10 protein-coding genes and 1 pseudogene are annotated in these 11,540 nt (G+C 63.8%); all 11 read left to right on the top strand.

The annotated features are described in order from the left end of the window. Positions 1-456 precede the first annotated feature (456 nt). Entirely contained in the window at positions 457-2,484 is a 2,028-nt protein-coding gene (locus J6497_RS39365) for a conjugal transfer protein TraG (RefSeq protein ID WP_225709537.1), read from the top strand. A 12-nt stretch (positions 2,485-2,496) separates the two neighbouring features. Beyond that, positions 2,497-3,048, top strand: coding sequence for a CopG family transcriptional regulator (locus J6497_RS39360; RefSeq protein ID WP_225709536.1), 552 nt, complete (start codon positions 2,497-2,499; stop codon positions 3,046-3,048). Then, positions 3,041-4,024 (top strand): P-type conjugative transfer ATPase TrbB, encoded by a 984-nt coding sequence (trbB, locus tag J6497_RS39355; RefSeq protein ID WP_225709535.1) that lies wholly within the window; start codon positions 3,041-3,043, stop codon positions 4,022-4,024. Before J6497_RS39360 ends, trbB begins: the two co-directional genes overlap by 8 nt. A 113-nt stretch (positions 4,025-4,137) precedes the next feature. Continuing rightward, a complete protein-coding gene (locus J6497_RS39350) occupies positions 4,138-4,407 on the top strand; it encodes a TrbC/VirB2 family type IV secretion system protein (protein WP_225709538.1) in 270 nt (89 codons plus the stop codon). Continuing rightward, the gene (locus tag J6497_RS39345; protein ID WP_225709534.1) at positions 4,407-4,664 is read left to right on the top strand and encodes a VirB3 family type IV secretion system protein; all 258 of its coding nucleotides are present in this window, start codon (positions 4,407-4,409) and stop codon (positions 4,662-4,664) included. The genes J6497_RS39350 and J6497_RS39345 overlap by 1 nt, the downstream gene beginning before the upstream one ends. Further along, complete coding sequence (gene trbE, locus J6497_RS39340) at positions 4,658-7,237, top strand: conjugal transfer protein TrbE (RefSeq protein WP_225709533.1); 2,580 nt, start codon at positions 4,658-4,660, stop codon at positions 7,235-7,237. Before J6497_RS39345 ends, trbE begins: the two co-directional genes overlap by 7 nt. Before the next feature lie 37 nt (positions 7,238-7,274). Continuing rightward, complete coding sequence (gene trbJ / locus J6497_RS39335; protein WP_225709532.1) at positions 7,275-8,027, top strand: P-type conjugative transfer protein TrbJ; 753 nt, start codon at positions 7,275-7,277, stop codon at positions 8,025-8,027. 11 nt (positions 8,028-8,038) lie between these two features. After that, a complete protein-coding gene (trbL, locus tag J6497_RS39330) occupies positions 8,039-9,202 on the top strand; it encodes a P-type conjugative transfer protein TrbL (RefSeq protein WP_225709531.1) in 1,164 nt (387 codons plus the stop codon). A 3-nt stretch (positions 9,203-9,205) separates the two neighbouring features. Further along, positions 9,206-9,910: a conjugal transfer protein TrbF gene (trbF, locus tag J6497_RS39325; protein ID WP_225709530.1), complete on the top strand. Its 705-nt coding sequence runs from the start codon at positions 9,206-9,208 to the stop codon at positions 9,908-9,910. After that, the gene (gene trbG, locus J6497_RS39320) at positions 9,907-10,932 is read left to right on the top strand and encodes a P-type conjugative transfer protein TrbG (RefSeq protein WP_225709529.1); all 1,026 of its coding nucleotides are present in this window, start codon (positions 9,907-9,909) and stop codon (positions 10,930-10,932) included. The genes trbF and trbG overlap by 4 nt, the downstream gene beginning before the upstream one ends. Beyond that, positions 10,929-11,540, top strand: a pseudogene (locus J6497_RS39315) (TrbI/VirB10 family protein); the annotation flags it as partial. The gene trbG and the pseudogene J6497_RS39315, both read left to right, overlap by 4 nt.

The following is an 11,540-nucleotide window of genomic DNA, read 5'->3' as shown; positions in this document are numbered from 1 at the left end:
CGCCCGGTCCGAAATAGCACAAATCCCGCGGCTTGCGTGTCCCTCGCTCATCATCAAACGCCGAGCCGCCCGTATCTTCCAGATTGCCTCTGGCTCATGTTGCCGATGATCCATCATGATCGGCAGCAGCAGCGGCGAGCAGCATTTCCGAATCGGCCTCGATGTCTGAGCAATGCGGCCGATATGTATCGGACGGTTTTGCTGCGGTATCCGGCCTGTAGGCTTGCTTCGGCGTGATCGCCTGAAGACTTGATCCAATTTGAGCCGGTCGTTCACACTCTGTTGAGGCGTCGTACCAGTTACGCCGAGGCTTGACGCAGGTCCTTCTCGCCGGACCAGGAGCCATTGGCATTGCTCTTTCTTCCGAGTCCCAATTTTTATTTCGATTGAACACGAAGTCGGTTCGCCCTTTTCATCGCGCCGTTCACGTGGGCGTGGGTGAATGGGGCGAGCCGAATGTTTCCAGCGAAAATCTATGTCGGTCAGATCACGATCGTGTTCGGCATCGTCATCGCGTCAACCTGGGGTGCGACGCAATGGACGGCAGCAGCTCTGGGATTTCAGGAGCGGCTTGGTGAACCCTGGTTCTCAGCTGCAGGCTATCCGATCTATCTGCCGTGGCGATTGTTCGAATGGTGGTTCGCCTACGAGGCTTATGCGCCCGAAATCTTTGAAGAGGGCGGCGCCATCGCTGCAACTGGCGGAGTCGCCGGCGCACTGTTCGCGATCATCAACTCGGTCTGGCGGGCGCGACAAAATCAGCTCGTAACGACCTACGGCTCGGCGCGCTGGGCTACTGCCAAGGAGATCAAGGCCGCCGGCCTTTTTGCCGCCAAGGGTGTTTTTCTCGGGCGGCTCGAGCACAACTACCTGCGCCATGACGGGCCGGAGCATGTCATGTGCTTTGCGCCGACGCGTTCAGGCAAGGGCGTCGGGCTCGTGCTGCCGACGCTGTTGTCCTGGACCTCGTCTGCGGTGGTGCACGACATCAAGGGCGAGAACTGGGAGCTGACAGCCGGCTGGCGATCAAGCTTCTCGCATTGCCTGTTGTTCAATCCGACCGATTCACGAAGCGCGCGCTACAATCCGTTGCTCGAAGTCCGCAAGGGCGCGGCCGAGGTGCGCGACGTTCAGAACATCGCCGACATCCTGGTCGATCCCGAAGGGGCGCTCGAACGCCGAACCCATTGGGAGAAGACCAGCCATTCGCTGCTGGTCGGCGTCATCCTCCACGTCCTCTATGCCGAAGAGCAGAAGACGTTGACCCGGGTTACCGAGATCCTGGCCGATCCCGCGCAGTCCTTTGAGAAGACGCTGCGGATCATGATGGCCACCAATCATCTTGGGACGGAGACAGAGCCCAAGGTGCATCCCGTCGTGGCCGCGACCGCGCGGGAGCTCCTCAACAAGTCAGAAAACGAGCGCTCAGGTGTGCTGTCGACGGCTGTCAGCTTCCTCGGGCTCTACCGTGATCCGATCGTCAGCCGAAACACCGAAAGCTGCGACTGGCGAATTGCCGATCTGGTTAGTGCGGACAAGCCGGTCACGCTTTATCTCGTCGTGCCGCCGTCCGACATCAGCCGCACCAAGCCTTTGATCCGGTTGATCCTCAACCAGATCGGCCGCCGTCTGACCGAAACCTTGAACGCGACGGCAGGAGCACCGAGGCATCGCCGGCTGTTGATGATGCTGGATGAATTTCCGGCGCTCGGGCGGCTTGATTTCTTCGAAAGCGCGCTTGCGTTCATGGCCGGCTATGGCATCCGCGCCTACCTGATCGCGCAGTCGCTCAATCAGATCGCGAAAGCCTATGGCGAGAACAACGCCATCCTGGACAATTGCCACGTTCGCATTGCGTTTGCGGCCAACGATGAGCGCACGGCAAAGCGCATCTCGGATGCATTAGGCACCGCGACCGAATTGCGCGCCCAGCGTAACTATGCCGGCCATCGGCTAGCGCCCTGGCTTGGCCACGTCATGGTCAGCCGCCAGGAGACGGCGCGGCCGCTGCTGACGCCTGGCGAAGTGATGCAGTTGCCGCCCGACCAGGCCATCGTCCTGGTCTCGGGTCTGGCGCCGGTGCGGGCAAGCAAGCTCCGGCACTACAAGGACGCAAATTTTGTCAGGCGGCTGCTTCCGCCGCCGCGTCTTGCCGGTAACGTCCATCCCGATCTGCCGGCAAGACGGCCGGGCGATTGGCACGGTCAGGTGCGCGCTGTCGATCTTCGCCTGGCGACCCTGCCATATCGCGAGCTGATGCAGACCGGTAGTGAGGAGGGCGGGCTGAAACAGCAGCTCCCGCTGTTTGACGAAGCATCGCCCGCAGCCGACCAGAGCCGGGTGATCGAAGAGCGCCTCTTTGATGACGAGACGGATGCGAATGCCGACCGCGACCAGATGCAGCGTGCGGCCAACGTCTCGAGCTCCATTCGCCGGGCGCACGCCGTGACACGCGATGACGACGATCTTCTCCCAGCGTTCTGACAGGCACCTGCCATGAAACCAAAGCTCTCAGCCTATGTCTCCGACAGCGTCGCGCAGCGGCTCGAGCTTGCCGCCAGGCGGCCGGGAACGAATAAGTCCGCGATCGTCGATGCCGCGCTCGATCGCTTTCTCAATCCGGAGCGCGACACCGCCGGCGATGCGGCGCTGGTCAGAAGGCTCGACCGCGTCAGCCGGCAGCTCGAGCGAGCCGAGCGGGATCTCTTGGTGATGGCGGAGACCATCGCGCTGTTCGTCCGCTACTACTTGACGATTACGCCGCCCTTGCCGTCGGGCGATCAGGACGCGGCGCGCGCGCTCGGGCGGGAGCGATTTGAAATGTTCGTCGCCCAGGTCGGCAAGCGCGTCGCCTCAGGGGGAAGGCTCGTTGCCGACGCGATGGACCGCGTCACCACGTCAAAGCCGGACCTGTTCATGCGGCACGTCGAGGAGGGTGCACCCCTTGGGGCGGCCGAGGGCGACAAGACCGAATCCCGCTCGCAAGAGGCGGCGGGTGAGCAGCCGGGGCTGTCTCCGGCGGGGCGAGAGGAGGTCGGCAATGTCTGACCTTCTCTCGCCCGAAACCCGCGAACGGCGCCGCGGCATGCTGCGAACCGCGATGGGGCCGGCGATCGCGCTTGCACTGGAAGACGAGGACGTTGTCGAGGTCATGGTCAATCCCGACGGAAAGCTCTGGCTTGACCGGCATAAATTGGGCCGCGCCGACACGGGGGTCGTGCTCACAGCTCCGGAATCCGAACGGATCATCCGCCTGGTCGCCAGCCATATCCGGGCTGAGGCGAGCGGGGCCTCGCCGATCGTCTCGGCGGAGCTGCCCGAAACCGGCGAGCGCTTCGAAGGCATCCTGCCGCCGGTATCGCTTGCGCCCTGCTTTGCGATCCGAAAACCCGCGACAACGACCTTCCGCCTCTCCGACTATGTCAGGGCCCAGATCGCCTCGCCGCTGATGGCCAAGATGCTCGCGGCGGCAGTGGCCGAAGGCCGCAGCATCCTGGTCGCGGGCGGTACGGGTTCGGGCAAGACCACATTGGCCAATGCGCTCCTTGCCGAGATCGCCGCTCTCAACGAGCGGGTCGTCATCATCGAAGACACCCGCGAACTGCGCTGTGATGCCAAGGATGCCGTGACGCTGCGGACCAAGCCGGGTGTGGCAAGCCTTGCCGATCTCGTGCGCTCGACCCTTCGCTTGCGGCCTGATCGCATCATCGTCGGTGAGGTGAGGGGCGCCGAAGCGCTCGACATGCTCAAGGCCTGGAATACCGGCCATCCCGGCGGCATCGCGACCGTCCACGCCAACTCGGCGCGCGCGGCGCTCTATCGCATCGAGCAATTGATCCAGGAGGCGGTCGCAACGGTGCCGCGCCGCCTCATTGCCGAGGCGATCGATCTGATCGTCTTCATCAAGGGGCGCGGGCCGGCCCGGCGGATCGAAGCGATCGCCGAGCTCAGAGGCCTCGATCCCTCGGGCGACTACCTGCTCCAAACCCCGCCCGGACTTCCGAACACCAGTCACCGTCCCTAAAAGGAGAACATAACATGCGGCCTCGATTGCACCCATACGCGCGTTTTCGCCTTCGTAGCGTCGGCAAGGTGGGCGGGCGAATTTTGATCGAGCTCGGCGCGCCCGCGGCCTGCATGCTGGCGATCGCCACGGAAGCCCATGCCGCTGGCTCGGGCATGCCCTGGGAAGCTCCGCTCGAGCGGGTTCTTGAATCGGTGCAAGGGCCGGTCGCCAAGATCGTCGCCGTCATCATCATCACCGTGACCGGCATCTCGCTCGCGTTCGGCGATACGTCGGGCGGCTTTCGCCGGATGGTTCAGGTCGTGTTCGGCCTCTCCATCGCCTTTGCGGCGAGCTCCTTCTTTCTGTCGTTCTTCTCGTTCGGCGGCGGAGCGCTGATCTGATGCGCCCCGATGGTTTTGAACTCGTCCTTCATCGGTCGCTCACCGAGCCGATCCTGATCGGTGGCGCGCCCCGCGCCGCCGCCATCCTGATCGGCACGCTATCGGCCGCACTGGCGCTCGGCTTGCGGCTGTGGCTCGCAGGCCTCGTGCTCTGGATCGTCGGCCACGGGATCGCGGTCTGGCTCGCCAAGCGCGACCCGGCCTTCGTCGACGTCGCCATCCGCCACACCAAGCACAAGGGCCGGCTTGCATGCTGAACTTGAGAGAATTCCGCAATCATGCGCATCGGCTTGCCGATTGGCTGCCATGGGCCTGCCTGGTGGCGCCGGGCGTGGTCCTGAACAAGGACGGCAGCTTCCAGCGCACCATCCGCTACCGGGGACCCGATCTCGACAGCGCGACCGAGGCCGAACTGATGAGCGTGGCCGCGCGGGTCAACAATGTCCTGAAACGCTTTGGCTCGGGCTGGGCGCTGTTCTTCGATGCGACGCGCATTCCGGCCTCGGACTATCCGCGCTCGCAATTTCCGGATGCGGTGTCCTGGCTCGTCGACGAAGAACGGCGCGCGGCGTTTGAGGGCTCCAATGAAGGCTGGGATGACCCTTCACGGCCAGGTGGGCAGCATTTCGAGAGCGTGCAGCATCTTACATTGATGTATTTGCCGCCGGCGGAGCGGGTCTCGCGGCTGGAAGACCTGTTTCTGGAACGCCCGCAGGGGAAGGAGAAGAGAGCACGAGAGCGTCGCACGGGACGAGACAAACCCGCTCACGATAAGCACGGGGACGATCCGGCAGGGAGCGACGCTTCGAAAGGACCCGTCGAGACCCAACGGCACCAGCGGCAAAATGGGCACAGCTATCACGATCACCTTCAACGTTTCATTCAGGAGACCGATCGCGCCATCGATCTGATGGCCTCGGTTCTGCCCGAGATCTGGCCTCTGAATGACGAGGAGACGCTGACCTACCTGCACGGCTGCGTCTCGACCAAGCGGCATCCGGTCAGCGTTCCGGATATTCCCGCCTATCTCGATTGCTTCTTAAGCGATGAGCCGCTAACCGGCGGCCTGTCGCCGGCGATCGGCCGCAGCCATCTGCGTGCGCTGACGGTGCTCGGCTTTCCGGCGGTCACCTTTCCCGGCCTGCTCGACGAATTGAACCGGCTAGGGGTTCCCTATCGGTGGGCGACCCGGTTCCTGCCGCTTGACCGCACGCAGGCGAATGCGACCTTGTCGCGCTACCGCCGGCAATGGTTTGCCAAACGAAAGTCGCTTGCCGCCATCGTCAAGGAGGTGATGTTCAACGAACAGGCAGTCCTCATCGACACCGATGCCGGCAACAAGGCCGCCGACGCCGACGCGGCACTCTCCGAGCTTGGCGATGACCTGGTCGCCTTCGGCTATGTCACGACGACCGTCACCGTCAGTGACGAGGACTCGCGCAACGCCGATGAGAAAATCCGCGCCGTTGAGCGTGTGATCAATAGCCGCGGATTCACCACCATCCGCGAGAGCGTGAACGCAGTGGAGGCCTGGCTGGGCAGTCTGCCGGGTCAAGCCTATGCCAACATCCGCCAGCCGATCGTTCATACGCTCAACCTTGCCCATATGTGTCCGTTATCGGCGGTGTGGGCCGGACCGGAACGGTGCGAGCATCTTGACGGGCCGCCGCTTCTCATTGCCAAGACCAAGGGCGCAACCCCATTTCGGTTATCGCTGCACGCGGGCGACGTCGGGCACACTATTGTTGTGGGCCCGACCGGGGCAGGGAAGTCGGTGCTGCTTTCCGTTCTTGCGCTGCAGTTTCGCCGCTATGCCAATGCGCAGCTCATCACGTTTGACAAAGGCCGCTCGGCGCGCGCGATGACGCTCGCGCTGTCCGGGGCCTGGTATGAGCTTGGCGCCAAGGGCAGGATTGCGTTTCAGCCGCTCAAGGATGCTGGCGACGAGGGGGCGCGGCTTTGGGCGCTTGACTGGCTCTGCGGCGTGCTCGCCCATGAGCGCGTCACGGTGACACCGGAGGTCAAGGAGACCGTCTGGTCGGCGCTCAAGAGCCTTGGCTCCGCACCCGTCTCCCAGCGGACCATGACCGGGCTTGTCGCGCTGCTTGCCCGCGACGCGCTGCGCCAGGCGCTGCAGCCCTACACCCTCGAAGGGCCGTTCGGGCGCTTCCTCGATGCGGATGCCGACCGCCTTTCCGGCGCGGAGGTTCTGACGTTCGAGATGGAGGAGTTGATGGCGCTGCCAGGCCTGGTCGCGCCCGTTCTCACCTATCTCTTTCATACGCTCGAGGCGCGCTTCGACGGCCGTCCGACCTTGTTGGTGCTGGATGAAGCCTGGGTGTTTCTCGACGATCCATTGTTTTCAAGCCGGATCCGGGAATGGCTGAAGACGCTGCGCAAGAAGAATGTGGCTGTCATCTTTGCCACCCAGTCGCTCGCCGATATCGCGGACAGCCAGATTGCGCCGGCGATCATCGAATCCTGCCCGAGCAGGATCTTCCTGCCCAATCCGCGCGCGCTCGAGCCGACACAGACCGAGACCTACCGCCGCTTCGGCCTGAACGAGACCCAGATCCGCCTCATCGCGGAGGCCTTTCCCAAGCGGGACTATTACCTGCAGTCGCGCGCGGGCAACCGCCTGTTTGAGCTTGGCCTCGGGCCGGTGGCGCTGGCTTTCGCCGCGGCGTCGTCAGCTGAGGATCAACGCGTCATCGAGACGGTCCTGGCCAGGTCCGGCCCGCATCATTTTGCCGAGCGCTATCTCGCCGAGCGCGATCTGCACTGGGCCGCAAACCTGATCAGAGCCTTTGAACAGGCGCGCCGGTCCTGACGCGCAAGTCTTTTGCCTCACATTCGGGAGCCAAGCCATGCGATCTCGCCTCAGCGGATTCCGTCCGCACGTTCTGTCCAGGGCCGCGATAGCCTTGTCGTTGTCGCTGCCGATCAGTGTCCAACCTACGTCACGGGTTGCGGCGCAATCGATCGTCTACGATCCCTGGAACTACAGCCAGACCCTGCTCAGCGCAGCCCGGGCGCTCGACCAGATCAACAACCAGATCAGGAGCCTCGAAAACCAGGCGCAGATGCTCATCAACCAGGCTCGCAATCTCGAGCGATTGCCGACCAGCGTGGCGGGTCAATTAACGAGTACGATTGCTCGGCTCAATGGCCTGATCGCGCAGGCCAAAGGTCTCTCGTTCGACGTTCAGAAGGCGCAAGCCGACTTCGAGCGGCTCTATCCGCGCCAGTATACGGCGGCGGCTTCCTCTGACCGCTTGGTGCAGGACGCGACGGCGCGCTGGGACAACAGCCATGAGGGATTGAAGCAGGCGCTGACGACCCAGGCAACGATCGCATCCACAATCGACGAGGACCGGCAGACGCTTGGCACCTTGATGGCGAATTCTTCGGCCGCGATCGGATCCGTGCAGGCCCAGCAGTCGACCAACGAACTGCTTGGCCTACAGCTCAAGCAGGCTCTGCAGGCACAGACGCTATCCCTGGCCCAGGCCCGTGCCGACACGCTGCGGGCCGCCGAGCAGCAGGCGTCCGTCGCGGCAGCGCAGGAGCGGTTTGTTCGCTTCATCGGCGACGGTCACGCTTATACGAGCGGCAAGTAGAGGGGGACGCAATGGCTGATCTCACCGTCATTGATCGGTTTACCGAGACCTTCTCGCGCTACATCGATTCGGGCTTTGGACTCCTGTCCGGCGATGTCTCATTTCTCAGTTCGACCCTGATCGGGATCGATCTGACGCTCGCCGGGCTCGCCTGGAGCGCCCGCGGCGATGACCAGATCCTGGTGACGCTGGCGAAGAAGGTGCTCTATGTCGGGGCATTCGCCTTCATCATCGGCAACTTCAAGAGCCTTGCCGATATCATCTTCAACTCGTTCTCCAGCGTCGGGTTGAAGGCGTCGGGCGGGACTTTAAGTGCAGCCGACCTGGCACGCCCTGGCTTTGTCGCCTCCGCAGGTTTTACCGCCGCCCATCCGCTCCTCGAGGAGACCAGCCAGTTCACAGGGTTCGATGTCCTGACCAACCTGCCGACGATCCTGATCCTGCTGTTCTGCTGGATCCTGATCGTGCTGGCGTTCTTTGTGCTCTCGATCCAGCTTTTCGTCACGCTGATCGAGTTCAAGCTGACGACGCTGGCGAGCTTCATCCTGGTGCCGTTTGCATTGTGGGGCAAGACCGCGTTCCTGGCGGAGAAGACGCTCGGCAATGTCGTGGCGTCGGGCGTGAAGGTGATGGTGCTTGCGATCATCATCGGCATCGGCTCGACCATTTTCGGCCAACTCTCGGCCACCTTGACGCGGCCGATCGATGTCGCTTCGGCGATGAGCTTGTTGCTGGCGGCGCTTTCGCTGTTCGGGCTGGGAGTTTTCGGTCCGGGGATTGCTGCCGGCCTTGTTTCGGGCGCGCCTCAGCTTGGCGCCGGTGCCGCCGCAGGAACGGTGGCGGGGGCTGCAGCTGTCGTGATCGGAGGCGGCGCGGTGGCAGCGGGCGGATTTCGCATGGCTGCCGGCGGATCGATGGCGGCGGTTCGTTCTGCGGCCTCGCTCAGTGGAGCGACGTCAACTGGTGGCAGCCCGGCTCGCGCTGCGGCGGCAGAACAGCTTTCCGGAGCGGGAAGCGGAAGCTCGGCAAGCGGTGGATCTACCTCAGGGCCGGCAGGGGCGTCGGTCGCACCACAGCGGCGGCACGCCAGAGAAGCGGCACAGCTCGCAGCCCATACCCTCAAAGAGGGAGATAAGGGCGGCCATTCCTCGGGTCCGAAGCTTGGGGAGGACTGACCTATGGCCGCCCATCCCTTTCGTCGCGCTTCCGTTCGATACGGCGAGACGCCTGAGCCGGTGACGCCCTATCAGAAAGCGGCCCAAGTCTGGGACGAGCGGTTAGGCTCCGCACGGGTACAGGCCAGCAACTGGCGGCTCGCGGCGCTGGCAGCCATGGGTCTGTCCGGTGTGCTCGGCTTGACGATTCTGACCCAGATCGCCCGCTCCGGTGTGGTCCCCTACGTCGTCGAAGTCGATCGGCTCGGCGAAGTCCGCGCGGTCGGAGCCGCGCTTGAGGGCTATCAGCCGTCGGACGCGCAGATCGCGCATTTCCTGGCGCGGTTCGTCGAAAACGTCCGCTCACTGTCGATCGATCCGGTCATCGTGCGGACGAACTGGCTGCGCGCCTACGACTTCACGACAGACCGCGGCGCTCAGGCCTTGAACGATTACGCACGCGAAACCGACCCGTTTGCAAAAATCGGGTCCAAGACGGTGACCGCCGAAGTCACCTCCGTAGTCCGCGCCTCCGGCGACAGTTTCGAGATCCGCTGGAAGGAAAACACCTACGAGAACGGCTCGATCGCCAAGACCGAGCGCTTCACCGGTCTAGTCACCACCGTGCTCAAGCCACCCACCGATGCTGAGACGCTGCGGAAGAATCCGCTCGGCCTCTACGTCCATTCCCTCAACTGGTCACGCGACCTCATCGGAGACGCCAAATGAAATCTGCCGCCCCCACGAAGCTCGCGTCGGCCAGCGCGCTTACCCTGTCGCTCCTGCTCTGCGGATGCGCGACCAAGCTCAACCTTGAAGCGCCCTATGACGAGATGACATTTGAGCAGGCCACCCCAGAGGCGGACCCGCCAAAGCCGGTCGAGGTGGTCGAGACGCCAAAGATCCTGCCGCTGCCTGGTCAGCTCAAGCCATATCCGACCAAGAGCGAGCGGGGCGAGAAGCTGCCGCCGGAGCAGGCGATCGCCAAGGCCAACAAGGCGGCGCGGATGGAGCCGACGCGCGCCGGATACATCAATGCCATCCAGGTCTATCCCTGGACGGAGGGGGCGCTCTACAGGCTTTACGCGAGTCCCGAGAAGGTCTCGACGGTGGCGCTCCAGGTAGGCGAAGAACTGATCGATGTCTCCACCGGCGACACGGTGCGTTGGGTGGTTGGCGATACCTCGAGCGGGCAGGGTAACGCCCGACGGGTGCACATCCTGATCAAACCGACGCTGCCGGATATCCAGACCAATCTTGTGGTCCTGACCGATCGGCGCACGTACCATCTCGAGCTCGTCTCCACCAGGCAGACCTATATGGCCTCGATCTCGTGGACCTATCCCACGGATACGCTGGTTGCTCTGCACAAGCAAAACGCTGCGGCTCAGGCGAACGAGGAGCGGGTCGCCGATCGCGGGGTCCGGCTGGACAGCTTGAACTTCCGCTATCACATCGAGGGTGACGATCCGCCGTGGCGGCCGTTGCGCGCCTTTGACGACGGCCGCAAGGTCTACATCCAGATGCCGACCGGTCTGTCGCAGGGCGAAGCGCCGCCTTTGTTCGTGGCGGGAGCCGATGGTCGGCCGAACCTCGTGAATTATCGGGTGCGGGGCTCCTATTACATTGTCGATCGAATGTTCGGTGCCGCCGAACTGCGCATGGGGGAGAACCCGCAACGCATTGTCCGGATCATTCGTATCGACGCCCGACCGGTGTCGCAGGCGATCGGCACCAGGAGCGCCTCATGACGGATCGGCTGGACCAGGACCCACCTGAGCCCCTGGAGTTGCGGACGCGGCCGAGGCCGATCCGACGTCTCAATCGGCGCGCTCTGATGATTGGCTGCGCGGTCGCCGCACTCTTCATTGCTGGGGCGACGATCGTCGCACTGCGTCCGCCGCGCCTGTTCAAGGGCGAGGAGCGGGCGGAGCTCTACAACACCGAGCGGAAGCAGACCGCTGAGGGCTTTAACAAGCTGCCGAAGTCATATGAGGACGTGCCGCCCTCCGTGCCACGGCTCGGGCCACCATCACCTGGTGATGTCGGTCGAGCCTTTGCCGAGAACGAGAAGAAGGCGGGGGTGGCTGGCGCGTCTGAGGCCGGCTTCCGCACCAATCCGGAAGAGGATGCCGAGCGGGCAGAGCGGATCCGGCAAGCGCGCATCGCCCAACAGGCAAAGGAGTCGGGGTTGTTTTTCCGGCTTTCGGAGAAGCAGGAGAAGCGGAAACAGGCAAGTACGGCGGACGTTGCGGCCAACCCAGCGTCTGCCTTCCGTCCGCCGGCTGCCGATGCATCGTCGTCTGCTGCCGAGTTGGCACAGACGACGCGGGCAATGGTTGACCGCTCCGGCGAGATC

It is taken from the genome of Bradyrhizobium cenepequi (assembly GCF_020329485.1).
Taxonomy (GTDB): Bacteria; Pseudomonadota; Alphaproteobacteria; order Rhizobiales; family Xanthobacteraceae; genus Bradyrhizobium; species Bradyrhizobium cenepequi.
Note: the sequence above shows the minus strand (reverse complement) of the source record. Positions and strands in the feature narration are given on the sequence as shown.

Excerpts from the sequence above, each read along its gene's own strand:
- J6497_RS39365 (WP_225709537.1), top strand. The coding sequence starts at position 457 with ATGTTTCCAGCGAAAATCTATGTCGGTCAGATCACGATCGTGTTCGGC.
- J6497_RS39360 (WP_225709536.1), top strand. The coding sequence starts at position 2,497 with ATGAAACCAAAGCTCTCAGCCTATGTCTCCGACAGCGTCGCGCAGCGG.
- trbB (WP_225709535.1), top strand. The coding sequence starts at position 3,041 with ATGTCTGACCTTCTCTCGCCCGAAACCCGCGAACGGCGCCGCGGCATG.
- J6497_RS39350 (WP_225709538.1), top strand. The coding sequence starts at position 4,138 with ATGCTGGCGATCGCCACGGAAGCCCATGCCGCTGGCTCGGGCATGCCC.
- J6497_RS39345 (WP_225709534.1), top strand. The coding sequence starts at position 4,407 with ATGCGCCCCGATGGTTTTGAACTCGTCCTTCATCGGTCGCTCACCGAG.
- trbE (WP_225709533.1), top strand. The coding sequence starts at position 4,658 with ATGCTGAACTTGAGAGAATTCCGCAATCATGCGCATCGGCTTGCCGAT.
- trbJ (WP_225709532.1), top strand. The coding sequence starts at position 7,275 with ATGCGATCTCGCCTCAGCGGATTCCGTCCGCACGTTCTGTCCAGGGCC.
- trbL (WP_225709531.1), top strand. The coding sequence starts at position 8,039 with ATGGCTGATCTCACCGTCATTGATCGGTTTACCGAGACCTTCTCGCGC.
- trbF (WP_225709530.1), top strand. The coding sequence starts at position 9,206 with ATGGCCGCCCATCCCTTTCGTCGCGCTTCCGTTCGATACGGCGAGACG.
- trbG (WP_225709529.1), top strand. The coding sequence starts at position 9,907 with ATGAAATCTGCCGCCCCCACGAAGCTCGCGTCGGCCAGCGCGCTTACC.